Origin of the sequence: Streptomyces sp. NPDC002130 (assembly GCF_040296465.1) — a bacterium.
Classification (GTDB): domain Bacteria; phylum Actinomycetota; class Actinomycetes; order Streptomycetales; family Streptomycetaceae; genus Streptomyces.
Genome location: NZ_JBEOXI010000050.1, coordinates 16,883 through 41,544, shown reverse-complemented (window position 1 = coordinate 41,544; position 24,662 = coordinate 16,883). Strand labels below are relative to the sequence as shown.

18 protein-coding genes and 2 pseudogenes are annotated in these 24,662 nt (G+C 70.0%); 10 read left to right on the top strand and 10 right to left on the bottom strand.

Going from position 1 to position 24,662, the window contains the following annotated elements:
* Positions 1-99: 99 nt before the first annotated feature.
* The 3 genes and pseudogenes from ABT116_RS12550 to trhA form a co-directional block, all read right to left on the bottom strand.
* Positions 100-822: pseudogene (locus ABT116_RS12550) on the bottom strand (Mut7-C RNAse domain-containing protein); the annotation flags it as partial.
* A gap of 33 nt (positions 823-855) precedes the next feature.
* Entirely contained in the window at positions 856-1,482 is a 627-nt protein-coding gene (locus ABT116_RS12545; protein ID WP_351631557.1) for a TetR/AcrR family transcriptional regulator, read from the bottom strand.
* Between the two features lie 138 nt (positions 1,483-1,620).
* Positions 1,621-2,334, bottom strand: coding sequence for a PAQR family membrane homeostasis protein TrhA (trhA, locus tag ABT116_RS12540; protein WP_351631554.1), 714 nt, complete (start codon positions 2,332-2,334; stop codon positions 1,621-1,623).
* A 328-nt stretch (positions 2,335-2,662) separates the two neighbouring features.
* Here trhA and ABT116_RS12535 point away from each other — a divergent pair, with 328 nt between their 5' ends.
* The gene (locus tag ABT116_RS12535) at positions 2,663-4,492 is read left to right on the top strand and encodes a phosphoenolpyruvate carboxykinase (GTP) (protein WP_351631551.1); all 1,830 of its coding nucleotides are present in this window, start codon (positions 2,663-2,665) and stop codon (positions 4,490-4,492) included.
* An 804-nt stretch (positions 4,493-5,296) separates the two neighbouring features.
* Positions 5,297-5,929 (top strand): hypothetical protein, encoded by a 633-nt coding sequence (locus ABT116_RS12530; RefSeq protein WP_351631550.1) that lies wholly within the window; start codon positions 5,297-5,299, stop codon positions 5,927-5,929.
* A 17-nt stretch (positions 5,930-5,946) separates the two neighbouring features.
* Here ABT116_RS12530 and ABT116_RS12525 read toward each other — a convergent pair.
* Together ABT116_RS12525 and ABT116_RS12520 are read right to left on the bottom strand one after the other, a co-directional pair.
* Positions 5,947-6,716: pseudogene (locus ABT116_RS12525) on the bottom strand (transposase).
* Positions 6,717-7,028: 312 nt separating this feature from the next.
* Positions 7,029-10,229 carry an RHS repeat-associated core domain-containing protein gene (locus ABT116_RS12520; protein WP_351631547.1) on the bottom strand — a complete coding sequence of 1,067 codons (3,201 nt, stop codon included), beginning with the start codon at positions 10,227-10,229 and terminating at the stop codon, positions 7,029-7,031.
* 808 nt (positions 10,230-11,037) lie between these two features.
* Here ABT116_RS12520 and ABT116_RS12515 point away from each other — a divergent pair.
* Positions 11,038-11,334 (top strand): hypothetical protein, encoded by a 297-nt coding sequence (locus ABT116_RS12515; protein WP_351631544.1) that lies wholly within the window; start codon positions 11,038-11,040, stop codon positions 11,332-11,334.
* 333 nt (positions 11,335-11,667) lie between these two features.
* On the opposite strand, the gene ABT116_RS12510 is transcribed toward ABT116_RS12515, so the two are convergent.
* Both ABT116_RS12510 and ABT116_RS12505 read right to left on the bottom strand, forming a co-directional pair.
* Positions 11,668-12,087: an SCO4983 family protein gene (locus ABT116_RS12510; RefSeq protein ID WP_351631541.1), complete on the bottom strand. Its 420-nt coding sequence runs from the start codon at positions 12,085-12,087 to the stop codon at positions 11,668-11,670.
* Between the two features lie 128 nt (positions 12,088-12,215).
* Entirely contained in the window at positions 12,216-13,427 is a 1,212-nt protein-coding gene (locus tag ABT116_RS12505) for a pyridoxal phosphate-dependent aminotransferase (RefSeq protein WP_344458447.1), read from the bottom strand.
* Between the two features lie 126 nt (positions 13,428-13,553).
* On the opposite strand from ABT116_RS12505, the gene ABT116_RS12500 reads away from it, so the two are divergent.
* Together ABT116_RS12500 and ABT116_RS12495 are read left to right on the top strand one after the other, a co-directional pair.
* Positions 13,554-14,642 carry a hypothetical protein gene (locus ABT116_RS12500; protein ID WP_351631538.1) on the top strand — a complete coding sequence of 363 codons (1,089 nt, stop codon included), beginning with the start codon at positions 13,554-13,556 and terminating at the stop codon, positions 14,640-14,642.
* A 162-nt stretch (positions 14,643-14,804) separates the two neighbouring features.
* Complete coding sequence (locus ABT116_RS12495) at positions 14,805-15,731, top strand: S1 family peptidase (protein WP_351631535.1); 927 nt, start codon at positions 14,805-14,807, stop codon at positions 15,729-15,731.
* A gap of 21 nt (positions 15,732-15,752) precedes the next feature.
* Here ABT116_RS12495 and ABT116_RS12490 read toward each other — a convergent pair whose 3' ends face one another.
* Together ABT116_RS12490 and ABT116_RS12485 are read right to left on the bottom strand one after the other, a co-directional pair.
* On the bottom strand, positions 15,753-17,366 hold the full coding sequence (locus ABT116_RS12490) for an N-acyl-D-amino-acid deacylase family protein (protein ID WP_351631532.1): 1,614 nt from the start codon (positions 17,364-17,366) through the stop codon (positions 15,753-15,755).
* A 13-nt stretch (positions 17,367-17,379) separates the two neighbouring features.
* Entirely contained in the window at positions 17,380-18,663 is a 1,284-nt protein-coding gene (locus ABT116_RS12485) for an amino acid deaminase (protein ID WP_351631529.1), read from the bottom strand.
* A 134-nt stretch (positions 18,664-18,797) separates the two neighbouring features.
* On the opposite strand from ABT116_RS12485, the gene ABT116_RS12480 reads away from it, so the two are divergent.
* The 5 genes from ABT116_RS12480 to ABT116_RS12460 all read left to right on the top strand — a co-directional run bounded on the left by ABT116_RS12480 (position 18,798) and on the right by ABT116_RS12460 (position 23,182).
* Entirely contained in the window at positions 18,798-19,832 is a 1,035-nt protein-coding gene (locus tag ABT116_RS12480; RefSeq protein WP_351631526.1) for a sugar kinase, read from the top strand.
* Positions 19,829-20,590, top strand: coding sequence for an IclR family transcriptional regulator (locus ABT116_RS12475; protein WP_351631523.1), 762 nt, complete (start codon positions 19,829-19,831; stop codon positions 20,588-20,590). The genes ABT116_RS12480 and ABT116_RS12475 overlap by 4 nt, the downstream gene beginning before the upstream one ends.
* On the top strand, positions 20,587-20,997 hold the full coding sequence (locus ABT116_RS12470) for a RidA family protein (RefSeq protein WP_351631520.1): 411 nt from the start codon (positions 20,587-20,589) through the stop codon (positions 20,995-20,997). Before ABT116_RS12475 ends, ABT116_RS12470 begins: the two co-directional genes overlap by 4 nt.
* Before the next feature lie 101 nt (positions 20,998-21,098).
* On the top strand, positions 21,099-22,577 hold the full coding sequence (locus ABT116_RS12465) for a GntP family permease (RefSeq protein ID WP_351631518.1): 1,479 nt from the start codon (positions 21,099-21,101) through the stop codon (positions 22,575-22,577).
* Between the two features lie 65 nt (positions 22,578-22,642).
* Positions 22,643-23,182 (top strand): hypothetical protein, encoded by a 540-nt coding sequence (locus ABT116_RS12460; RefSeq protein ID WP_351631515.1) that lies wholly within the window; start codon positions 22,643-22,645, stop codon positions 23,180-23,182.
* Here the strand turns inward: ABT116_RS12460 and ABT116_RS12455 are convergent.
* The gene (locus ABT116_RS12455) at positions 23,179-24,531 is read right to left on the bottom strand and encodes a M14 family metallopeptidase (RefSeq protein WP_351631512.1); all 1,353 of its coding nucleotides are present in this window, start codon (positions 24,529-24,531) and stop codon (positions 23,179-23,181) included. The two genes, ABT116_RS12460 and ABT116_RS12455, sit on opposite strands and share 4 nt — an antisense overlap.
* Between the last annotated feature and the right edge of the window lie 131 nt (positions 24,532-24,662).

Here is a 24,662-nt window from a genome sequence, read left to right as displayed (position 1 = left end):
CGTGCGGGACGCGACGCCGATGGAGGCGGGGGCGTACACCGTCATCGTCACGGCGACGACGGTCCCGCAGTTCCCCGCGGCGCGCAGGAAACAACGGCGCTCCGCGCGGAGCGCAAGCGCCCGCTCCACGATCGCCTCCAACTGCTCGTGATGCGCGCCCTTCCAATAGGCCCGCCCACACGCACCGCACCGCGCGAACACGTCATACGTCGCATGCGTGCCGTGCTTCAGCTGGTCCGCGACCTCGTCCTTGCTCGCCCTGCGCAGCATCCCGTTGCAAGCCGTGCAGCGCGTCCAGGGCAGCAACTCGGGCCGGAACCGTTCCAGTACGTCCCGCAGCTGTTCCTCCGGCCGGGTGCTGTACACGAACGCCCCCGCCCACAGCTCGCGCCGCCGCAGCAACCCCCGGTCGCGGCTCAGCATCACCCGCTGCTCGGCGGCCGAACGCGCCGCGAGGGCCGGGTCGCCGATGTCGGTCGACTCGTAGGCCGTGTCCACGCCGAGCAGGCGCAGCCGGCGGGCCAGCGTGCCGAGGTGCACGTCGAGGAGGAAGCGCAGGGGAGCGCCCGGGACCTGCTGCGGACGGGCCACAGCCCGGACCGTCACCGACTCGCCGGCCGACGGGACGTGCGCGAAGGGCACCTCGCGGCCGTCCACGAGCAGCGCGCCGACCTCCGTCAGCGGCACGCCCAGCGACTCGACGACATGGCCGAGGCTGGAGACGCCGTCGGTGGCGGCCCGTACGGTGCCGTCCCTGCGGGCCTGGGAGACGAAGACGTGCAGCTCGGGGGCGAACTCGACGTGGATCTCGGGACCGTTCACCCGGTCAGGATGACACGGCGACGGGCGCCGGCCTCAGGGTTTTCCGGCCGGCAGGCCGTGCTCCAGGACGTCCAGGGCGCGGTCGACGAGATCCCGGATGTCGTCCCGGTGGCCGGTCTCGGCCCAGTAGTGGGAGGCCTCCATCAGCCCGCCCATCACGGACATGGCGAAAACCCGCAGCTCCAGGCCGTCGGGATCGAGCCCGGAGCGCTCCGCGAGGGCCTCGCGCAGCAGTCGGCCGGTCGCGGCCATGCTCTCCAACATCCGGGCGCGGACGGCCGGGACCTCGACGCCGAGCCGCGTCCGCAGCCGCGTCACCTCGGGCTCCTCGGCGAGGCTCAGGTCGAGGGCCGTGCGCATCACGTGCCGCACGGCGTCGGCCCACGACTCGTCCTGCGGCCGGGCCCGCAGCTCCGCCATCACCACCGGGTCCCACTCGTCGGTGACGACGATGTCCTCCTTGGTCGGGAAGTACCGGAAGACCGTCGACGGCGACACCTCGGCGCGCTCGGCGATCTGCTCGACCGTCGTGGCGTCGTAGCCCTGCTCCTCGATCAGCGCGTAGGTCGCGGTGCGGATCGCCTGGCGGGTCTTGATCTTCTTCCGTTCCCGGAGCCCCGGCTGGGGGCGGTCGGCGGAAGTGGTGCGTGCGGCCGTCATGAAGGTCATTGTCGGGCATCGGACTCGGGCCGCAATGAAAGTAGCTGTCAAATGATGGTGACTCTCAATCGCCATGGTGTCCGGGCATGCAGAAAGGCCACGGCTGGATGCCGTGGCCTTGAGAGGGTGAGAGGGGGCCTACCCGTGCTGGTACGCCACCAGCGAGATCCCCACGTAATGCGTGATGAAGGCCGCCAGGGTGAAGGAGTGGAACACCTCGTGGAAGCCGAACCAGCGCGGTGACGGGTTGGGCCGCTTGATCCCGTAGACCACGCCGCCCGCGCTGTAGAGCAGGCCGCCGACGACGACCAGGACCAGGACGGCGATGCCGCCGGTCCGCATGAAGTCCGGCAGGTAGAAGACGGCCGCCCAGCCCATCGCGATGTAGCAGGGCGTGTAGAGCCAGCGCGGGGCGCCGACCCAGAAGACGCGGAAGAGGATGCCGGCCACGGCCGCGGCCCAGATGCCCCACAGCAGCCACTGACCCTTGGCGCCCGGCAGGAGCAGCATGGTCAGCGGCGTGTAGGTGCCCGCGATGATCAGGAAGATGTTGGCGTGGTCCAGCCGGCGCAGGACGCCGTCCATGCGCGGGCTCCAGTTGCCCCGGTGGTACAGCGCGCTCACACCGAACAGCAGGCAGGCTGTCAGCGCGAAGATCCCGCAGGCGATGCGCCCTCTGGAGGAGTCGGCGAGCGCGGTCAGCACCAGGCCCGCGACCAGAACGGCCGGGAACATGCCCAGGTGCAGCCAGCCGCGCAGCTTCGGCTTGACCGGATGCGGCAGGGAGAGCGCCTTCGGACCGTGGCCGTCGGCCGCCGAGTCCGTGGGCGCGTCGGGGACGAACGCAGTCATGGCCGAATGGTAGCTACGGAACCGTAAGTGGCGTGTCGGTGCCGTCGATTGACCGGCGAAGAGTGGCCATCCTCTCACCGCGCCCCGGCGATGGTCACGCAAACGGACTGCCACGTGAACGCAACGTGCACGCAAAGCGGCGCGCGGAAACCGTGGCGAGCCTCACGTTGCTCACCTGTGCGCTCCTCTGGACAGATGGGCGCGCACGTCGGATGATCAAATGAGTGCGGTCGGCACCGGATGAGCGCCAAGATCCACCCTGAAGCATCCGGGTCGCAGCCCCCACGGGGCCTCCACATCACAAAAAATCCCTCATTTAGGAGCAATCGTGGCGCGCGACATCGCGGCTCCCACCGTCCCCACCAACCATCAGGGACTGATCTCGTGGGTCAACGAGATCGCCGAACTGACGCAGCCGGACAACGTGGTCTGGTGTGACGGATCCGAGGCCGAGTACGAGCGACTGTGCGAGGAGCTCGTCGAGAAGGGCACCTTCCGCAAACTCGACCCGATCAAGCGCCCCCACTCCTACTACGCCGCCTCCGACCCCACCGACGTCGCGCGCGTCGAGGACCGGACGTTCATCTGCTCCGAGAAGGAGGCGGACGCGGGCCCGACCAACCACTGGAAGGCCCCCGCCGAGATGCGGGAGATCTTCCAGGGCACCGGCGGCCAGGGCGGTCTGTTCCGCGGCTCGATGCGCGGCCGGACCATGTACGTCGTGCCCTTCTGCATGGGCCCGCTCGGCTCGCCGCTGTCCGCACCCGGCGTGGAGATCACCGACTCGGCGTACGTCGCCGTCTCCATGCGCACCATGACCCGCATGGGCCAGGCCGTCCTCGACGAGCTCGGCTCCGACGGCTTCTTCGTCAAGGCCGTCCACACCCTCGGCGCCCCGCTGGAGCCCGGCCAGGCGGACGTCCCCTGGCCCTGCAACCAGACCAAGTACATCTCGCACTTCCCCGAGGACCGCGAGATCTGGTCCTACGGCTCGGGCTACGGCGGCAACGCCCTGCTCGGCAAGAAGTGCTACGCCCTGCGCATCGCCTCCGTCATGGCCCGTGACGAGGGCTGGCTCGCCGAGCACATGCTCGTCCTGAAGCTGACCCCGCCGCGTGGCGAGGCCAAGTACGTCGCCGCGGCCTTCCCGAGCGCCTGTGGCAAGACCAACCTCGCCATGCTGGAGCCGACCGTCCCCGGCTGGACGGTCGAGACCATCGGCGACGACATCGCCTGGATGCGCTTCGGCGAGGACGGCCGCCTCTACGCCATCAACCCCGAGGCCGGCTTCTTCGGTGTCGCGCCCGGCACCGGCGAGCACACCAACGCCAACGCGATGAAGACGCTCTGGGGCAACTCCGTCTTCACCAACGTCGCCCTCACCGACGACAACGACATCTGGTGGGAGGGCATGACCGAGGAGACCCCGGCCCACCTCACGGACTGGAAGGGCAACGACTGGACTCCCGAGTCCGGCGTCCCGGCCGCCCACCCCAACGCCCGCTTCACCGTCCCGGCCTCGCAGTGCCCGATCATCGCGCCCGAGTGGGAGGACCCCAAGGGCGTGCCGATCTCTGCGATCCTCTTCGGGGGCCGCCGCGCCACCGCCGTACCGCTGGTGACGGAGTCCTTCGACTGGAACCACGGCGTCTTCCTCGGCGCCAACGTGGCCTCCGAGAAGACCGCCGCCGCCGAGGGCAAGGTCGGCGAGCTGCGCCGTGACCCGTTCGCGATGCTGCCGTTCTGCGGCTACAACATGGGCGACTACATGGCCCACTGGATCGACGTGGCCAAGGACAAGGACCAGTCCAAGCTGCCGAAGATCTACTACGTCAACTGGTTTCGCAAGGACGACGACGGCAAGTTCGTCTGGCCCGGCTTCGGCGAGAACAGCCGCGTCCTGAAGTGGATCGTGGAGCGCCTGGACGGCGAGGCCGAGGGCGTCGAGACGCCGATCGGCATCCTGCCGACCAAGGAGGCCCTCGACACGAACGGCCTGGACCTGGCCGAGTCCGACCTGGAGTTCCTGCTCACGGTCGACAAGGAGGTCTGGCGCGAGGAGGCCGCCCTGGTCCCCGAGCACCTGAACACCTTCGGCGACCACACGCCGAAGGAGCTGTGGGACCAGTACCGCGCGCTGGTGGAGCGCCTGGGCTGAGCCCACCCCGAACTCCGCGGCCGGCTGGAACCGACAGTGCCCTGACCAGCAACATCGTCACGGCCGGCCGCGGAACAGACAGGCGGGGCCCGCACAACGGCGTGCGGGGTTCCGGGCTCGTCACCGCCCTCCGTCCGCCCCGACGGAGCCTGGCGGCGACAGGCCCACTCCCGCCCGCTTCGGCGCGGCCCGCCCCGCGGGCTCACGAACGTGCCGATGAATGACCGAGCGCTCCGGCCGACGGCCTACGTCGACCGGGGCGCTCGGGCGTTTTCAGGGCGCCGGTGGCGGTGACGGCGACGGTTTCGGCGTCGGTGAACAGTTCGCAATGACTTCGACGGCTCATGACCACTACGGTGACAACACCGATTCCGTCCCCTGGCCCGTTCGCTCCTCCGGTGCCGGCCATAGGCGAGGATGAGGCGATTCATCGGTCCTTGCCCCTCATTCGCTTGACCTACCACCAAGAGAGGCGACTGACACCACGCCACTGACAGCGGCGAAGATCTTCAGATTTCGCTTTTCATCCACTTCTAGACCCCGCTCTTAAGCTCTTGTCGGCCGTGGTGATGGTGGAGAGCTGGCTGTAGTCCGTCCATGTTTCGTTCGTGCGGGCGGTGATGCTCGCGCCCGCCGTCTCGAATATTCGAAGTATCGTGTCAGGAGCGGGTCTTCCGATGGGCTAAGGGCTGTCCCGCAATGCTCGGTTGGCTACAAACGAGGCGGAGGATCTGCCGTCAGCGGAGGCGAAGGGCGGGGGCAAGCGGACCCGCCTATGCTTCCGCCATGCAGCAGCCTCGATCCATGGCGATGACCGGTGGTGACCTGGTTGCGGCGTTTCCGCGCCAGCTTGCCAATGACGTTCGCGCGGTCTTGGCGGTCATGCCGGAGGCCCGGATGGCACCTGCGTCGCCGTTCCAGGTGCACGTGGGCGATGAAGCCGTCGCCATTCCGTATCGGATCTATCAGGACGAGCTGCCGGCCGACGTGGTGCGCTCGCTGACGGTGGTGCAGCAGGCGATCCTGCACTGTCTGTACTCACGGCACTGCGACGGGCTGGTCCGCCAGCGTCACCTGGAGCAAATCGCCAGTTCCGACGAACTGTGGGTGGTGCCGTTCGTGGTGCAGTTGGCCGGCGAGTACGTCTTAGAGATCTTGGAATCCATCCAACATGGCCTTTCCGACCTGCCCTCCAAGCGGTCTGCTCAGCGGCTGGCATACGGGGACTTCATCGCACGGAATCCGGGATTCTTCGCTCGGTCCGAGCGCCGGGTGGTGAGCTACTGGTCCTGCTACTACCGGTGGGAGTTCCCCGTGTTCGGCACATACCCGGGCTGCCATCTGCTGGAGCTTTTGCGGGCCGCCGCAATCGACCGCACAGGCAGGCCATGGCCCCGCCACACGCCCGCCGGACTAACGGCGGAGCCTGGTCCGTGAGATGAACACCGTCGCCGTCATCCGGTGAGTGCGAGGTTGTGCAGGTGGGCGATGCCGAGCACCGCGTGGTGGACGCCGTCGCCTTTCAGCCGGCAGTCGCGAAGGATCTTCCACGTCTTCATGCGGGCGAAGACGTGCTCGACACGGGCCCGGACCTGCTTGTGGGACTTGTTGTGCGCCTGCTTCCAGGCGGTCGGTTCTTCGTCCTTCGCGTGGCGGCGATGTGGGATGACCAGCCCTGTTCCCCGGTAGCCGCCGTCGGCGATGGTGGTCGTGGTGCCGACGGCGGTCTGGGCGCCGGACTCGCTCCAGGCCCGGCAGTCGTTGCGGTTGCCAGGCAAGGGCTGGCCGACCACGACGACCAGGCGGGTGTCGGCGTCGATGACCACCTGGTGATTGGTGGAGTATCGGTAGTTCTTCGACTGCTCTGCAATCTTGTGGTCGCGGGTGGGCACCAACGTGCCGTCGACGATGAGCACCGTATCCCTGCGGAACCGCTTCCTGGTTTGCAGCGCCAACAACGGACCGGTGCGGTCGATGATGCGATCGGCCGCTGACTGGAGATCCCGAAGAGTGGGGCAAGTTGGCGCAGGGTCAGGTTGGTGCGCCAGTACGCCGTGACCAGCAGCACCCGATCCTCCAGCGGCAGGCTCCACGGCCGGCCCCGGCGGCCTGCGTCGCCGCCCTCACGCCGCAGCCGACGCATCAGCTTGCCAAACACCCGCGGGCTCAGCCCGGTAAACGGGGCTATCCAAGACGACTCCGACGCGGTGATCACACGAGACACCGCAAGATCATCTCAGCCGTGGCCAGCCGTTACGGGACAGCCTTTAGGAAGGCGAAGACCGCCAGGATCAATTCGCCTGCTGCTGCGATCACTCCGAGCGCAATCGGCACGGTGTCGCCACTAACGGGGGCCGTAGTCCCGTAGCTGGCTGCTCCTTACCGCACCCTCGCGAGAGGTGCCCGTCCCCCTGCGTGAAGCAGAAGGACGGGCTGGTTTTTGTCGCTGGAAGTCAATCGATGATGGTCAGGACGATTCCGATCACTCCCAACATGATGCCGGTCCAGATGAGAATGGCGAGAATGGATTTCTTGGTCATTGGCATGCATCCACGGTGCTGAGTCCGTTACCGATGAGGCCTATCCCGCCTCCGATCGCTGCCACGGATGCAGGCGTGGACAAGCCTCCTGAACCGATGGCAGACGCGATTCCCGCGCCAAGCGCCACTGCGCCGCCGAGGAGTTGCAGGCCTGAACCTATACACCCCAACGAGATCATGCCGGTGGGGTCGGTGCGGTTGATGCAATCTCCGGCGGCGTACAGGTAGGGGTTGGCCTCTTGGCCGGAGGGGTCGGGTTGGGTGAAGCGGCCGAGGGACGGGTCGTAGTAGCGGTGGCCCATCTTGTACAGCCCGGTCGGGTCGAGGTAGGCGCCGGTGTAGCGGTGGGGCTGGGGGGCTGCCTCGGTGGTGGTGCCGCGGGGCAGGCCGGTGGGGCCGTAGGTGTAGGTGTGCGTGCGCTTGCCCGCGTCGTCGACCAGGCCGAGGACGTTGCCCGTGGCGTCCGTGAGGTAGTAGTAGGACTTCCCCCCAGTCGTCATGGAGTTCAAGGTGCCCGCCGGTTCGCGGATGAATCCGGTGTCCACGCCGTTGGTGGTCGTGGATGCCAGGCCGAGCGCGGTGTGGTGGAACCAGGTCGAACCCAGCTTCGTACGCTCGGAGTTGTCCGTGCCCGCGTGGACCAGGTCGTAGGACTTGCCGGCCGCGGTGATGGAGGAGAGCTGGCTGTAGTCCGTCCACGTCTCGTTCGTGCGGGCGGTGGTGCTCGCGCCTGCCGTCTCGTTGCCGAGCTTGTCGTAGGACCAGCCCGTGGTGGAGCCGTTCTTGTCGGTCAGTTCGCTCGCGTCGTCGTAGGTGTAGGTGGTGCCGCCCGGGCAGGCGTTCTTGCTGCCGTCCTGGGAGGTGAGGTTGCCGGCCTTGTCCCAGCAGTACAGCCACGACGCCTTGCGGGCGCCCGCGGAGTCGGCTTCCAGGGCGTAACGCAGGCGGTCCTGGGAGTCGTAGTCGTAGGTGGTCTTGTACTTGGTGAGGTTGTCGGTGCGGGTGCGGATCTTCGTGGTGTCCTTGCCCGCGGTGTTCTTGTAGTCGTAGGTCAGGTGGATCAGTGTGGTCGTACCCGAGGTGGTCTTGATGGCCTCGGGGCGGCCGTTGTCGTCGATCGTCACCGACTGCGTCGTACCGCCGGGGTAGACCGTCTTGGTGCGTTTGTCGTTGTCGTCGTAGTCGAAGTCGGTCTTCTTGCCGTCCGGGGCGGTCAGGTGGTCCAGGCGGCCGGCTTTGTCCCAGGTGTAGTCGGTCTTGCCGGTCGGGTCGGTGTAGTGGTCGACCTCGCCGCCGGGCGTGTACGCGAGGGCGGTCTGGGCGCCGTTCTGCAGGGTGCGGACGCTTTCGCGGTTGAGCTTGTCGTAGGTCCAGCCCGTGCTGCCGGAGGCGTCGGTGCGGGTCCTGACGTTGCCGTCGCCGTCGTAGGAGTAGGTGACCGTGGCGTTGGTGGACGACACCTTCGTCACGCGGTCGCGGTTGTCGTAGACGTAGACGGTCTTGATGCCGCGTCCGTCGGTGACGGTCTCCACCCGGCCGAGTGCGTCGTAGGTGTAGGCCGTCGTGCCCAGTGGGGCGGGCGGGGTGACCTTCTTGAGGTTGCCCTTGGTGTCGTACTCGAAGGAGGTGATCTTGCCGCCTGCGTCCTTGGCGGTGCAGCGCTGGCCCTCGAAGCCGCCGCAGGTCGGGGTGTCCTTGTTGTAGGTGTACTCGCGGGTGCCACCGGCCGTGCCGGACGTGGTCACCGACATCGTGTTGCCGTTGGTGTCGTACTTGAAGGTGTCCTTGCGGCCGTCCGCGGTGGTGAAGTCGTTGGGCAGGTCCGTGCCGGCGACGGTCTGGTAGGCCGTCACGGACGCCGTCGCACCGAGCGGGAGCTTCTGGGAGACGGCGTTGTTGCGGCCGTCCCAGCCGTAGGTCGTGGTGTTGCCGCCGGTGCCGTCCGCGCCCGTGCCCATCGCGTCGATCGCGCTCTGCAGGAGGTGGTTGGTGTACTTGGCGTGGCGCGAGTGATCGAGGGGGTCGGTGATCTTGGTGACCTCGCCGTCGGCGTTGTGCAGGTACTTCGTGGCGTCGCCGTCGGGGTCGGTGACCGTCGTGGTGCCCGCGTCGGAGGGGGTGGCGGCCGTGTAGTCGTAGCGCCATGTCGGACCGACGTGGCCGTTGCTCGTCACTTCGGTGGCACGCTGCACGGACCTGACGCGGTTGTGGGCGTCGTAGGTGAACAGGGTGATGGTGCCCTCGGGCGTGGTCACCTTCGTCAGGCGGCGTAAGGAGTCGTACGCGTACGCCGTGGCCTTGCCGTCGGTGTCGGTGACCTTCGCCAGGTTGCCCGCCGGGTCCAGGTCGAACACGGCCGTGCGGCCCGTGTGATCCCTGGCCTGCCACTGGCTTGCGTCCGTCTTCACCAGGTCGATCCACCGGCCCGAGCGGGTCTCGGTCAGCTTGAAGCCCTTGTGCTCGCTGCCCTCGTCGTGCTGGTCGACGGTGATCGTGCCGTCGTTCTTGTCCGTGACCTTCGTCAGCGTGCCATGCTCGTCGAAGGTGTCCTTCGAACCGGACTTGCGGTCGGTCAGGGTGTAGGTGCCGTCCGCGTTCTTCTTCAGGTCCTTGGAGTAGCCCGTCGGCGTGGTGTAACCGCCGGTGGACGTCTGCTTGAAGCGCAGAGCGTCGCCGGTGGCGTCGTAGACGATCACTTCCCCGTCACCGAACTGGAGGTAGCGCTCGTACGCCTGCCACCAGCGCTGCGAGACCTTTCCCCAGGGCGCCTCCAGGGAGTTGTACGTCCGGGTCAGCTGCAGCTTCTGGCCGACGCCTGCGATGTCGAAGTCCGTCGCGGCGAGCATCAGGTTGCCGTTGGACACGTTCACCCGCGCCACGAGTGCGTCGTTCAAGCGCGTGTCGATGATGCGGTGCCAGGGCACCTCGCCCTGCCCCTCGGGAACGGATGGGGTGACCTCGGCAGCGGCCCCCGCCCGTTCGGAGCCGGCCTTGCCGCCCGTACGGGCCTGCTGCGCCGCCCGCCAAGCGGCGACCTCCGCCGTCGGCTTGGCCTCAGCCTGCGACTCTGGTGCCTTGACCGACCCGGCCGGCGTCGCGGGAGCCTCCACCTTGGTCGGGTTCGTCCACGGGCTCTCCGGCTTCGGTAGCTCCGGCTTCGGCGTCGCCGCCAGCCCGGGTGCCGCCGAGAGCAACACAGCGGCGGTCGTGATCGCGGACAGGAGAGCGGTTCTGTGTGTTCTTCGGGCACGCCACAGCGACGTGCTTCCCGCACGTGAATGCATCAGCTTCCCCCACGGAAGTCAGACAGACAGTCAGAACCGGTGACGCAGACGGTCACCTGGGCCACACAAGTTGTCACAAGAAGCGCACAAATCAACGCGGCGTGCCCTCGAACGCCCCTTGCATGCGGCCTGGAATGAGCCCTGCCGGTTCTCCCCGTCAAACCAGGGCGATGCGGGCTCAACTGTCGCGTGAGGCAGGCGGAATAGACGGTTCTGTCCTCACTTGTGGGGGGCATGTTGACCGAAACCTGTGTGAGCATCATGGTCGAGACGGCGTGCGGAGCGGGAGTTCGAGCCGCAGCTCGGCGGGCGGTTCGGTTCCGGGACGACCGGGGAAGTGCCGTCGCGGCGGTCCGGGGGAACGCAGACCTTCCGGCTGGACGGGATCTCGCCCGCCCTGCTCCGGGCGGAGGACTCCGACGAGCCGTGGGTCGTTCTGTTCGACCCTGCCCGGCTGATCCGGGGGACGGGCGGTGGCGCGAGCCGAGCCCGGTGAGGAGTGGGGCGAATTCTCCCTGGTGGCGCAACCGTTGTCCGCCGACCCCGCCGGCGCCTGGTTGCCGCCCGGTGCCCGCGGCCTTGTCGTGCGGCTCGATCCGGCCACGGTTTTTTGCGGTCCGTCACGCTCCACGACGACCATGGCCCCCCGACCACGACGGTCGATGAGGCGAGTGTCCGCAACGTGCGGTCGCCGGCCGCGACGGGGCGGGTGGTGGCGCGGATGGGCGGGACCCTGGTCGAGCCCGTCCGGCTGACGGCCGTTGTCGCCGTCGAGGTTGACCCGTACGAGGACCTGGCCTTCACGGGCGAGCCGTCGGTCCGGTCCTGGGCGGTTTCGGTCGGCGGGCGGGAGCCGGCAATGACCCGGGACTACGCGCCGGACGCGACGAGCCCGTTGGCGGCTCGGCCGGTCGAACTGTTCGCGCCGGCCAGGATCGTGTCCCGCTTGGCGCACGTCACGGCCATGTCGGCGACCGCCGTCCGGGCCGGTGTCCGTCCGCTGCGCACCTTCCCGTAAACAGTGCCTGGGCTCCGGGCGAGAGCCTGACGTGCGGTTTCACCGTCGCCCCGGAGACGGGCGTCCTGGTGCGGGCGGAGGCAGAGGCGGACGGCCGCGGGGTCTTCCGCCACGTCGTCTCCGCGCTCCGGCCGATCCGGTCGTCCCCGGCCGCGTGGAGCCGGGGGCGGGTGACAGCCGGGGGTGACCAGGGGGTCACATCGCGGTCTCCGACAGGCGTGACGGATTCGGGCGCGGGTACCCGATCGCCCTCACGAAGGGGTTAGTGGCTCCCGGTCCGCGCGTCGCTGCGGGTGCGCGCGGACCGGGGCCGTCAGGGGGCCCGGGAGGGGCTCAGCGGGACGCGAGTTCGCGGGGCTCCAGGGCCGCCGTGTGGGCATCCATGCGCTCGGCGGCCAGGATCGCGGCCGCCGTGTCGGCGCGGGAGGCGGCCACGACCAGGGCTCGGCCCGCCAGGGCGTGCGCCCGCCGGTGCAGGGCGGCGGCATTCTTCTCGCGTCGGCCGCTCATCGGCGCCCGCACGGGGGTGCGGCCTCCCCGCAGCCTGCTCACCTGCTCCGTGAGCCGCTCCGCCGCCGTGTCCAGGTCGGCCGAGGCCTGCGCCGCACGCAGCTCGTCCGTGACCGCGAGCAGGGCGGCGAGGTGGCCCGCGAGCTGGATGTCCAGCTCTTCCTCGCGGGAACGGTGGGGGAAGTCCGGGTTGGGGCCGTCCACCGTGCTGTGGACCGACTTGGTGCGGATCGGTTCGTACATGGGAAGGCCTCCTGAGTGCTTACAGGAAACCATCCTAGCTTAGATTTCGTCTAAAGTTGAGTTGTTCACAAAACAGGACTGCCCGCGCACATAGGGTGAGCGGGCAGCCGGGTAGAGGCTCGGTCGGATCAGGGCTGGCTGTAGCCGTCCAGGAAGTGCCCGATCCGCCCCACCGCGTCGGTCAGGTCCCCGACCGTCGGCAGGGTCACCACCCGGAAGTGGTCCGGCTCCGGCCAGTTGAAGCCCGTGCCCTGGACGACCATGATCTTCTCGCGCCGGAGCAGGTCCAGGACCATGCGGCGGTCGTCCTTGATCTTGAAGACCTTGGGGTCGAGGCGCGGGAAGAGGTACAGAGCGCCCTTCGGCTTCACACAGCTCACGCCGGGGATCTGGGTCAGCAGCTCGTACGCCGTGTCCCGCTGCTCGCGCAGCCGTCCGCCCGGCAGCACCAGGTCGTTGATCGTCTGGCGCCCGCTGAGTGCAGCGACCACTCCGTGCTGCCCCGGCATGTTCGCGCACAGGCGCATGTTCGCCAGGATCGTCAGGCCCTCGATGTAGGAGTCGGCGTGGGCGCGCGGCCCGGAGATCGACATCCAGCCGACCCGGTAGCCCGCGACCCGGTAGGCCTTCGACATGCCGTTGAAGGTGAGGGTGAGCAGGTCCGGGGCGACGGAGGCGGTCGGGGTGTGGGTGGCGCCGTCGTAGAGGATCTTGTCGTAGATCTCGTCGGAGCAGACGAGGAGGTTGTGCCGGCGGGCGATGTCGGTCAGGCCCTTGATCATCGCCTCGTCGTAGACGGCCCCCGTCGGATTGTTGGGGTTGATGATCACGAGCGCCTTGGTGCGGTCGGTGACCTTGCGCTCGATGTCGGCGAGGTCCGGCATCCAGTCGGCCTGCTCGTCGCAGCGGTAGTGCACGGCGGTGCCGCCGGACAGGGAGACGGCGGCGGTCCACAGCGGGTAGTCGGGCGCGGGCACGAGGACCTCGTCGCCGTCGTCCAGCAGGCCCTGCATCGCCATCACGATCAGCTCGGAGACGCCGTTGCCGATGAAGACGTGCTCGACGTCGGTCTCGATGCCGAGGGTCTGGTTGTGCATGACGACGGCCCGGCGTGCGGCCAGCAGGCCCTTGGCGTCGCCGTAGCCGTGCGCGGTGGACACGTTGCGGAGGATGTCCTCCAGGATCTCCGGCGGGCACTCGAAGCCGAACGCGGCCGGATTGCCGGTGTTCAGCTTGAGGATCCGATGACCGGCAGCTTCCAGTCGCATCGCCTCCTCGAGCACCGGGCCCCGGATCTCGTAACAGACGTTGGCGAGCTTGGTCGACTGGATCACCTGCATGTCTGGGAGCTTACGGCCCGGTAATGGCTCCCGGGTCGTGTTTTCCGCCACGTGAGACGCGGGGATTTGAGGCGATATCGCCGCACGCTGTCCCACCAGCCCCTTCGGTCCCTAGAATGCGCCGCCATGTCCAAGCCATTCGATTACGCCGACGGAGCGACGGGCGGCGAGCCGCAGGGCCCGCCGAACGTCTACCTGCCCCAGGGGGCCACCCCTCCGGCGTACGACGCCTACGCGGATCCGGCGGCGGCACACGGATGGCAGGACGTGTACGGCCCGACGAACCCGGCGGCCGCCCGGAGCACCCCGCATCCGGGCGGCGGCACGACCGGCGGGGGCGGAACGGCCGACCCTTCCGGCGCCGGTGCGGACGCTGCCCGCGGCGGGCCCGTGTATTCCGGCGGCGCCGACGGCCTCGCGTACTCCGGCGGCGGCACGGACGATGCCCGCAGTGGCCACGCGTACTCCGGCGACCCCGCATACTCCGGCGACCCCGCCTACCCCGACGCCGACGGGTTCGCGTATTCCGGCGGCGCCGACGGCCTCGCGTACTCCGGCGGCGGCGCGGACGATGCCCGCAGTGGCCCCGCGTACTCCGGCGACCCCGCCTACCCCGGTGACGCCGCCGGGTTCGCGTACCCCCGCGACGTCCTCGCCCCCTCGCACCCCGAGGGCGCGGACGGCATCGGTGAGACGCGCGAGCTGCCGGTGGTGCCGGGGCCGGGTGGCCGGTCCGGGGCCGGGTACCGGGCCCGGCGCAAGCCGCCCGCGCGGCGGTCGCGCCGGGTGGCGGTCGCCGCCGGTGCCGTGGGTGCCGTGTCCGCGGCCGTACTCATCGCCGGGGTCTCCTTCTCGGGCGGGTCCTCCGGCGGGACACGGGGCGGCGAGGGCGGCCGCACCGATCCGACGGCGGCGGGGGAGTCCTCGACGGCGTCCCCCGCGGACACCGGTCCGGCGGCGAGCCCCGACGCCCCGCTCGCGGGCCGACCGGGGGAATCTGACGGTCCGTCCGGCGCCGCGTCCCCGAGTCCGCCCCCCACGGTGGGCCGGACCCCGTCCGCGTCCGCCACGCAAGGCGCGCGGCCCCCGGCCGTCACCCCCACGACCACTGCCCCGGCCGACTCCGGCCCCAGCCCCACGGCCACGACCTCGGCCCCCGGCAGATCCGACGGGAAACCCGGACACGGACCCGGCGGCGCCAAGGGACCCAAGTGACCTGCCCCTGAGGGCGGTTGAGTAGGGTCGTTCAGGACGCCGGGATTCCGGTTGTGGAACAGGTTCTTGTGCCGCCCCCCTCTGCACGATCACAATGCACATGACAATCGTGCAGGCGGCCGGAGGATTTCCGGCCGCCTCCGTCGCAAGAGGGGACCCCCCATGAGAAAACCTCTCGCCGCCGCGTTCTGCGCCCTGGCGATAGCCGGGGCCGGCGCGGCTCCCGCGACCGCTGCCGAGGCCGCCCCCACGGGCGTCGGCAAGGCCGCGGACACGGGCTCGGCCACGTCCGCCGTCTCCGGCGTGGTCACGTCCGTGGAGCAGACGCTGTCCGGGCTCCGCGGCCCTCAGGCCAAGGCCGTGAACTTCGCCGGCACCGTCGCGCTCAGCAACTGCTCCGGCTCGGTCGTCCGCATGCCGGACTCCGAGGCCGACGACCCGGCACTCGTGATGACCAACGGCCACTGCCTGGAGTCCGGCTTCCCCGGCCCCGGCGAGGTCCTCGTCGACAAGGCCTCCAGCCGCACCTTCACCCTGCTGAACGCCTCCGGCTCGCGCGTCGCCACCCTGCGCGCCGCCAAGCTGGCCTACGGCACGATGACCGACACGGACGTCGCGCTGTACCAGCTCACCACCACGTACGCGCGGATCAAGAGCTCGTACAACATCAACGCGCTGACGCTGAACGACAGTCACCCGGTCGCCGGCACCGCCATCGGCATCCCCTCCGGCTACTGGAAGCGCATCTACAGCTGCAACATCGACGGGTTCGTGCCCACCCTGAAGGAGGGCGACTGGACCTGGAAGGACTCGGTCCGCTACACCTCCGCCTGCAACACCATCGGCGGCACGTCCGGCTCGCCCGTCGTCGACCAGGCCACCAACAAGGTCGTCGCCATCAACAACACCGGCAACGAGGACGGTGAGCGCTGCACGGTGAACAACCCGTGCGAGGTCGACGCGAGCGGCAACGTGACCGTCCGCAAGGGCATCAACTACGCCCAGCAGACGCACGGGATCCCGGCCTGCTTCGGGATCGACAACAAGCTCGACCTGAGCGCGAGCGGCTGCACCCTGCCCAGGCCCTGAGGCGGGGTGCCGGCCGGGCGGTCACGCGGGAGGAGTCCTGCGGACCGCCCGGCCCGCCAGTACGTCCGTGCGCGAACCGTCCTCGATCACGAACCGGCCGTCGACCAGGACGTGGGGGATGCCCACCGGGAGCGTGCGCGGCTGCTCGAACGTGGAGCCCGCCGCGACCGTCGCCGGGTCGAAGAGCACCAGGTCGGCCCTGTAGCCCTCGCGGACCAGACCCCGGTCGGGCAGCCGGAGCCGCGCCGCCGGGCGGGACGTGAGGTGCGCGACGCACTCCTCCAGCGACAGCACCCCCAACTCCCTGACGTAGCGCCCCAGATAGTGCGGGAACGTGCCGTAGGCGCGCGGGTGGGGCTTCGCGCCCTGGAGGATGCCGTCCGAGCCGCTGGTGTGCACCCGGTGGCGCATGATCTCCCGGACGTTCTCCTCGTGGCCCACGTGCTGGAGGATCGTCGGGGCCAGCCGGTCGGCCAGCAGCAGGCCACGCGCGGTTGCCCAGGGAGCCTCGCCCCGCCGGTCCGCCGACTCCTGGATGGTCCGGCCGACGAATTCGGCCAGGGCCGGGTCGTTCACGCCCGAGATCTCGATGGTGTCCCACTCGACGGGCACGCCGTGGCAGCCGTCCGAGCCGGTGACCTCCAGATGGTGGCGGATGCGTTCCGCCGTCTCCTCGTCCGCCAGCCGCTTCAGGGTCTGCTCGGGGCCGCCCTCACTCGCCCAGCTCGGCAGCACGGCCGCCAGTGTCGTACAGCCCGGGGTGTACGGGTAGGTGTCGAGGCTGATGTCGGACCCGGCCGCGAGGGCCTCGTCCAGCAGGGTCAGCAGCTCGGGTGCCCGGCCCTTGTTCACGCCGAAGTTCATGGTGGCGTGCGCGAGATGGAGGGAGCAGCCGGCCTCCCGGGTCAGCGCGACCATCTCCTCGTACGCCTCAAGGGCCCCGGCGCCGTAGGAGCGGTGGTGCGGGCAGTAGTAGCCGCCGTACGTCGCCACCACCCGGCACAACTCCGTCAGTTCGGCATCCTGCGCGTACATGCCGGGCGTGTACGTCAGCCCCGACGACATGCCGACGGCGCCCTGCTCCAGCCCCTCCGCGACCAGCCGGCGCATCCGGTCCAGCTCGGCCGGGGTCGCCTCGCGGTCCTCCCAGCCGACGGCGAGCGCCCGGACCGTGCCCTGCGGGATCAGGTAGGCCGCGTTCACGGCGATCCCGCGGTCCAGCCGGTCCAGGTACTCGCCGACCGTGCGCCAGTCGAAGTCGATGTCGTCCCCCGGGCCGTTCCACCCGGCGATCGCCCGCCGCACCTCGCCGAGGGTGCGGTCGTCGACCGGCGCGTACGACAGGCCGTCCTGGCCGATGACCTCCAGGGTCACGCCCTGCGCGGCCTTGGCGCTGTGGTCGTGGTCGCGCAGCAGCGCCAGGTCGCTGTGGGCGTGCATGTCCACGAACCCGGGGGAGAGGACGAGCCCCTCGGCGTCCAGCTCCCGGCGTGCCTTCGGCCGCTGGCAGCCGGCCGCGGCGGCCTCCTTGACGATGGAGACGATCCGGCCGCCGTCGACCACGACATCGGCCCGGTACGCGTCCGAGCCCGAGCCGTCGACGACGTCGGCGTCCCGGATGACGAGCTCTTCCATCGCTGTCTGCCTCCTAGAAGAACGTGCGGACGTAGTCGACGACCGTGCCGTCCGCCTCCGCGACGGGGATCAGCTGCCACTTGTCGAACGAGGTGCACGGGTGGGACAGCCCGAGCCCGACCCAGTCGCCGACCTCCAGGTCCGCCTCCGGCGCGGTGGCGAGCCAGGCGTGCTGGTCGGACAGGCCGGTCACGGACACGCCGGTGGCCGGGCGCTCGGCGCCGTCCCTGCGGATCACCTGGGCGAAGGGCAGGTCGAGGTCGTAGGCCGCGTCCCGCTTGCCCGCGTTGACGAAGGCCTGCTCGGCGGAGGGGCGCGAGACCACCTGCGTCCACAGGCGGAACGCCGGCTCCAGGGCGCCCTCCTCGGGCACCCGGTTGAACGGGGTCAGCTTGCGGTAGTGGCCGTCGTCGTGCGAGACGTAGGCGCCCGAGCGCAGCAACTTCAGTACGGGACGGGACAGTTCGGGAATCTCCGCGAAGACCTCGGCGACCGCGTCGAACCAGGCGCTGCCGCCCGCGCTGACCACGATCTCGTCCAGGCCCGCGAAACGGCCCGCCTTGTCGAAGTCGGCGGCGAGCGCCACCAGCCGGCGCAGCCAGGACGTCACCCGCTCGGTGTCGGCCTTCGGCACCTCGCCCTCGTAGCCCGCGACACCGACGAGCCGCAGGGTCCGGGTGCCCGCCACCGCGTCCGCGACCGCAGCGCACTCGGTCTCCGTGCGGACACCGGTCCGGGCGCCCTCGCCCGCGGCGAGCTCGACGACGACGTCCACGGGGCGCGTGGCGCCGGCGTCCCGCAGCGCGGCGTCCATCAGCTCGACGCCGCGCACGGAGTCGACGTAGCAGACCAGCTCGAAGTCCGGGTCGGCGTCGAGCTCGGCCGCGATCCAGCGCAGGGCCGCCGTGTCGACCAGCTCGTTGGCCAGGAACACGCGCCGGGTCCCGAACGCCCGCGCCACCCGCACCTGGTGCGGAACGGCCAGCGTGATGCCCCACGCCCCGTGCTCGATCTGCCGCTGGAACAGCTGCGGGGCCATGGAGGTCTTGCCGTGCGGCGCGAAGGCCAGGCCGTGCCGGGCCGCGTAGGTCTCCATGAGCTTCAGGTTGTGCTCCAGGCGCTCGGCGGACAGCGCGAGCACGGGCGTGGCGAAGCCGCCGGTGAAGAGGTTGCGGCGCTGGCCGGCCAGCTCGGCGACGGTCAGCCCGTCGGCGTCCGGCGGGAGGCCCTTGAAGCGGTGGTCGACGCGCTCGGCGGCGAGCCGGGCGAGGGCCTCGGCTGCGGTGTCGGCTGGCATGGAGCCTCCTGATCTGCGGTGTTGCAGTATTTGCAACCTTCATTGCATAGGGCGCTGAACGCTGTCTAACATCTCGGCCACCGCCGGTCAATGAAACCGCCACCCACCCGAGCCGCCGAGGAGCTACGACCATCGTGACCCCCACCGGACCTTGCGACGCCCCCGGCGTCGTGGACGTCGTCGCGCTCGGCGAGTCCATGGTCACGTTCCTGCCGTCCGGGCCGGGACGCCTCGCCGACGTTCCGTCCTTCGAGCGGGGGATCGGCGGGGCGGAGTCGAACGTGGCCTGTGTGCTGGCGGCCGCGGGGCACTCCGCGCGGTGGATCAGCAGGGTGGGGGCCGACCCGTTCGGCGACCACCTGGTGGAGACGATCGGCGGGTACGGGGTCGACGTGGCGCACGTCCGGCGCGACCCCGACCGCCCCACCGGCATCTACTTCCGCACCGCCGGGGACCGGGCCGGCGACGCCCACGAGGTGGCCTACTACCGGGCCGGATCGGCCGCCTCGGCGATGTCCGCCGACACGGTGCACCCGGCGGCGGTGCGCGCGGGCCGTGTGCTGCACCTCTCCGGGATCACCGCGGCCCTGTCCAAAACCTGCCTCGACCTGATGCGCGAGCTGACCGCCCGCCGCCCCGGCCGCCCCCTGGTCTCCTTCGACGTCAACCACCGGCCCGGCCTGTGGCGCGACGGGGACGCCCCCACGGTCCTGCGCGACCTCGCCCGGGGCGCCGACCTGGTGTTCGTCGGGCAGGACGAGGCCTGGGGCCTGAGCAGCCCCGAGGCCGTCCGCGCCGCCCTCCCCGAACCCGAGGTGCTGGTCGTCAAGCAGGGCGCCGCCGGAGCCACCGTCTTCGAGCAGCGGGACGTCACCTTCGTGCCCGCGCCCCGGGTCGACGTCGTCGCCGCAGTCGGCGCGGGGGACGCCTTCGCCGCCGGGTTCCTCTCCGCCACCCTGCGCGCACTGCCCGTGCGGGACCGGCTGCGGCACGGACACCTCATGGCCGCAGCCGCCCTCACCGTGCCCGGCGACCTCGCGACACCGCCCGCCCGGGAGCACGCCGACCGGCTCGCCGCCCTGGACGACGCGGCATGGGGGAGACTGCGATTCGGCCCGGGCTGGACCGAGGGGACACAGCGGGCCGCCGAGGAGGTACGTACGCCATGAGCCAGACCGTCGACCGCGCGCTCAGCATCCTGCCGCTGCTCGCCGAGGGCCCCGCCGACCTGGGACGGGTCGCCGACCGCCTCGGCGTGCACAAGTCCACGGCCCTGCGCCTGCTGCGCACCCTTCACGAGCACGGACTCGTCTACCGCCAGTCCGACCAGCGCTACCGCCTCGGCGCCCGGCTCTTCGCGCTCGCCCAGGAGGCGATGGAGAACCTCGACGTCCGCGAGATCGCCCATCCCCACCTGGTCCGCCTCAACGAGAGCTGTGGGCACACCGTGCACCTCGCGGTGTACGAGGAGAACGAGGTCCTCTACATCGACAAGGTCGACAGCCGCTACCCCGTGCGGATGTACTCCCGCATCGGCAAGCCCGTCGCCATCACCGTCGCCGCGGTCGCGAAGCTGCTGCTGGCCGACCTGCCGGAGCACGAGCGGCGGGCGATCGCGGAGAAGCTCGACTACCCCACCTACACGTCCCGTTCGACCCCCGACGCGGCCGCGTTCCTGCGCGAGTTGGAGAAGGTGCGCGAACAGGGCTGGGCCACCGACCTCGGCGGCCACGAGGAGTCCATCAACTGCGTCGCGGCACCCGTCCGCGGCGCCGACGGCCGGGTCGTCGCCGCGATGTCGGTCTCCGCGCCGAACGTCGTCGTCACCGCCGACGAACTCCTCACCCTCCTGCCGCTGGTGCGCCGTACGGCGGACGCCATCAGCGGTGAGTACTCCGGCAGGACACCAGTGAAGGGCACCGCATGACGGACAAGATCGCACTCACCCCGAAGACCCACACCACCCCGCCGGCGAAGTTCTCCCACGGTGTGAAGAAGGGCAACATCCTCCAGGTCGCCGGCCAGGTCGGCTTCCTGCCCGCCGAGGAGGGCAAGGCGCCCACCCCCGCCGGACCGACCCTGCGCGAGCAGACCCTCCAGACCCTGGCCAACGTCAAGGCGATCCTGGAGGAGGGCGGCGCCTCCTGGGACGACGTGATGATGATCCGCGTCTACCTGACGGACGTGGCCCACTTCGCCGAGATGAACGAGATCTACAACGCGTACTTCGAGGAGCAGGGCCTGACCCAGCCGCCCGCCGCGCGCACGACGGTCTACGTCGGCCTCCCCGCGGGTCTCCTCATCGAGATCGACGCGCTGGCCGTCCTCGGCTGACCCACCCCCACCGGCCTTTTCGAGGCGCGGCGCCGTTCGATGCGCCGCGCCGCGCTCCCCCCTACCCAGAAGCCGCATGCATTTACGCAGAGGACCCCCGAATGTCCCCTTCGCTCGCCGCGTCCGCCCCTGCCGAGACCCCACCCCACACCGGAGGACTGCTCCTCCTCGTGGACGGCACCGCCGGACTCCTGCTCACCGCAGCGCTCGGCATCGTGCTGCTGCTCTTCCTCATCATCCGGATGAGACTCCAGCCGTTCGTCGCCCTGCTCGCGGTCTCCATAGCCGTCGGCCTCGCCGCCGGTCTGTCGGTCACCGAACTCTTCGGCACGGTCCAGAAGTCGGACGCCGTCTCCACCATCGAGTCCGGCATGGGCGGCATCCTCGGCCACGTCGCCATCATCATCGGCCTGGGCACCATGCTCGGCGCGATCCTCGAAGTCAGCGGCGGCGCCGAGGTGCTGGCCCGGCGGCTGCTCGGCCTGTTCGGCGAGAAGCGCGCCCCGCTCGCCATGGGCCTCACGGGCCTGATCTTCGGCATCCCGGTCTTCTTCGACGTCGGCATCTTCGTCCTGGCCCCGATCGTCTACGCCGCCGCCAAGCGGTCGGGCAAGTCGATCCTGCTGTACTGCCTGCCCCTGCTCGCGGGCCTCTCCGTGACGCACGCGTTCCTGCCGCCGCACCCCGGCCCGGTCGCCGCCGCCGGTCTCCTCCACGTCGACCTCGGCTGGGTCATCCTGATGGGCATCGTCTGCGGTCTGCCGGCCGTGGCGGCCGCGTGGGCCTACTCGGCGTGGATCGGCCGCCGCATCTTCGTCGCCGTGCCGCAGGACATGGTCGAGGCGGCTCAGGAGGCGAAGCAGGCCGTCGTCGACGAGCAGCGGGCCGCCGGGGTCGCGCCCAGCGAGCAGCCGGTGTCCCTCGGCACGGTCCTGGCCATCATCGGCACGCCCCTGGTCCTCATCCTCGCCGCGACCTTCTCCTCGATCGCCCTGGACCCCTCCACGCTCCGCTCGGTGATCGAGTTCTTCGGCAACCCCTTCGTGGCGCTGACGATCGCCCTGTTCCTCGCGTACTACCTGCTGGGCATCCGCCGCGGCTGGTCCCGCAAGTCCCTGGAGACGGTGTCGACCGCGTCCCTCAAGCCGGTCGGCAACATCCTGCTGGTGGTCGGTGCGGGCGGCATCTTCGGCGCGGTCCTCAAGGCCAGCGGTGTCGCCCAGGCCCTCTCGGACACGTTCAACGACGTGGGTCTGCCGGTGCTCGTCCTTTCCTACCTGATCTCCGTGGTCCTGCGCGTGGCCCAGGGCTCGGCGACGGTGGCGATCGTGACGACGGCGGGCATCGTGGCCCCGCTCCTCTCCGAGACAAACCACTCTCAGGCCTTCGTCGCCCTGGTCATCATGGCCATCTCGGCCGGCTCCATCTTCGCTTCGCACGTCAACGACGGGGGCTTCTGGATGGTGGCCAAGTACTTCGGCATCAGCGAGCGGGACACCCTCAAGACCTGGACGGTGCTGGAGAGTGTGCTGTCCGTGGCGGGGTTCGCGGTGGCGGCGGTATTGAGCCTGTTCGTGTAGGCGTCTGATAACGAAGTCGGGGTCGACTGTGTGCCGCACAGGTTTCTCGACCATACTGCTCCCCTGTGGAGCAGCGCATAGGTTCGAGCAGCCAGCCCCTGGAAGGCGCCGGATTCGACCCGGCCTTCATCCCCGGGCTCACGTCACCCGCGTCCGGACGGACGGAGGAGGACGGGCCGGAGAAGGAGCCTGAGGTCGCGGACGTCGAGGAGGCCGAAGAGGCCGCCGCCGAGTCGGAGGAGACGGCGAAGGCGTCCCCCTCCGAGCCGGAGGAGGACACCGAAGCCGACGTCGACGGCCCCGTCTTCGAGGCGTCCGACCGCCGCGCCCGGCTGGTCGCCGACCACAGAGGCGTACGCCTGTCCCTGGACGACCAGGAGTGCGAGTTCCGCTGGGACGAGATCGGCGCGGTGGAGACGGAGACGGCCCGCTTCGGCAAGCGGTACACCGTCACCGTCCACACCCCTGACCGGCGCTGGTACCCGATCGAGATCGAGGCGCCGGCCAGGAGCCACTTCAAGGAGTGGGACGAGCAGTTGGACGCGGTCCTCGATGCCTACTTCGAGGTGAGTGAACCTGAGGGGCGCGAGGAACCGCGCACCTAACTGCAGTACTGCGTTTCCTTACCGATCGACCGGTACATGCAGTCCGCGTTCTCCAGCAACTGCAGCACCGCGTCGCGGTTACGGGAGGTCTCCCGCTCGATCACCTCGTCGGGCGGGTAGAACCCACCCCCGCCGGAGCGCGGGTACATCTCGAAGGTGTAGCCGAAGATCTTGTGCGCACCCCAGAGGTAGTCGTCGATCGACCCGTCCGTGATGTACAGGTCGCTGGACTGCTCCGCCGTGTACCCGTTGCTCGCGGCCATCTTCTGGCCGACCGTCTTGAACGCCGCGTGGTCGTCGGCGGTCATCCCGGTCGTCGTGTCGGAGTACGTGTAGCCGAACGGCCACAGCACCAGCTCGCTGTAGGTGTGGAAGTCCACGCCCGCCTTGATCTGCTGCTTGCCGCCCACGACCCGGCTGCGCACGAAGTCGGCCACGACCTTCACCTCGGGCGCGGACTCCGCGGCCGAACCCCGGTACGTGTCGGAGGACGTGGAGCCCGAGGAGCCGCCGCAGCAGCCCCAGCGGTAGTTCCAGTTGCGGTTCAGGTCCGTGCCGACGTACGACGAACCGGAGTTGGGCTGCCGGTTCTTGCGCCAGGAGCGGTACGAGCCGGTGGCGATGTCGTACTCGCCGCCGTCCGGGTTGATGTCCGGGACGATCCAGATCTCACGGTTGTTCACCATGCCGGTGACGCGTGAGTCGGAGCCGTAGTCGGAGGTCAGCTCGCGCAGCAGGTACAGCGCCATCTCGACGGTCAGATGCTCGCGGGCGTGCTGGTGGTGCGTGAACAGCACCTCCGGCTCGGACTCGTCGGCGCCCACGTTGTCGCTGATCTTGATGGCGACGATGTTCCGGCCCTGGTAGGACTTGCCGATCACGCGCTGGCTCGCGATGGACGGGTTGGCAGAGACGATCGAGTTGATCTCGTTCGTCATCTCCGCGTAGTTGTGGTATTTCGAGTCGGCCGACGGGAAGTCGAGGAGCCGGACGTCGTCCTCGCCGGCGGACCGGTCCGGCACGGCGCCGAGCGGGGTGACCTCGTAACCCAGGGCGCGCAGCTTCTTGATCTGGCCGGCGCGGCCGGAGACCACGACACCGTGGCCGTGGACCTCGTCCACGGTCACGCCCGTGCGCTGAAGTGCCGTGCGGTCCTTGGCCGTCGAGTGCAGATGGATCTCGTACTGCCGGACGTCGTCCGCCGAGGCGGCCGGCTTGCGGGCGCTGTCGGCGGTGGCGTCGCCGGTCGTCGCGGACAGGGGCGCCGCGAGGACCAGGGCGAGGAGGCCGGCGAGGGCGGCGGTGCGTCTGCCGGTGCGGGCACCGGAGCCTCGTATGCGAAGTCGCATGAAATCTCCTTGTGGGAGGTGGGGTTGTTCCGTGCGACGTACGTGGTGCGGGTGGCGCATATCGTTCTGCCAATGGCATGAGCAGGTCAAGACTGAAAGTGGCCGCGCAGTGTACGCGCGCGGCGTCACGG

Excerpts from the sequence above, each read along its gene's own strand:
- ABT116_RS12545 (WP_351631557.1), bottom strand. The coding sequence starts at position 1,482 with ATGACGGCCGCACGCACCACTTCCGCCGACCGCCCCCAGCCGGGGCTC.
- ABT116_RS12495 (WP_351631535.1), top strand. The coding sequence starts at position 14,805 with ATGAGAAAACCTCTCGCCGCCGCGTTCTGCGCCCTGGCGATAGCCGGG.
- ABT116_RS12465 (WP_351631518.1), top strand. The coding sequence starts at position 21,099 with ATGTCCCCTTCGCTCGCCGCGTCCGCCCCTGCCGAGACCCCACCCCAC.
- ABT116_RS12500 (WP_351631538.1), top strand. The coding sequence starts at position 13,554 with ATGTCCAAGCCATTCGATTACGCCGACGGAGCGACGGGCGGCGAGCCG.
- trhA (WP_351631554.1), bottom strand. The coding sequence starts at position 2,334 with ATGACTGCGTTCGTCCCCGACGCGCCCACGGACTCGGCGGCCGACGGC.
- ABT116_RS12470 (WP_351631520.1), top strand. The coding sequence starts at position 20,587 with ATGACGGACAAGATCGCACTCACCCCGAAGACCCACACCACCCCGCCG.
- ABT116_RS12455 (WP_351631512.1), bottom strand. The coding sequence starts at position 24,531 with ATGCGACTTCGCATACGAGGCTCCGGTGCCCGCACCGGCAGACGCACC.
- ABT116_RS12485 (WP_351631529.1), bottom strand. The coding sequence starts at position 18,663 with ATGCCAGCCGACACCGCAGCCGAGGCCCTCGCCCGGCTCGCCGCCGAG.
- ABT116_RS12475 (WP_351631523.1), top strand. The coding sequence starts at position 19,829 with ATGAGCCAGACCGTCGACCGCGCGCTCAGCATCCTGCCGCTGCTCGCC.
- ABT116_RS12515 (WP_351631544.1), top strand. The coding sequence starts at position 11,038 with ATGGGCGGGACCCTGGTCGAGCCCGTCCGGCTGACGGCCGTTGTCGCC.
- ABT116_RS12510 (WP_351631541.1), bottom strand. The coding sequence starts at position 12,087 with ATGTACGAACCGATCCGCACCAAGTCGGTCCACAGCACGGTGGACGGC.
- ABT116_RS12505 (WP_344458447.1), bottom strand. The coding sequence starts at position 13,427 with ATGCAGGTGATCCAGTCGACCAAGCTCGCCAACGTCTGTTACGAGATC.
- ABT116_RS12530 (WP_351631550.1), top strand. The coding sequence starts at position 5,297 with ATGGCGATGACCGGTGGTGACCTGGTTGCGGCGTTTCCGCGCCAGCTT.
- ABT116_RS12490 (WP_351631532.1), bottom strand. The coding sequence starts at position 17,366 with ATGGAAGAGCTCGTCATCCGGGACGCCGACGTCGTCGACGGCTCGGGC.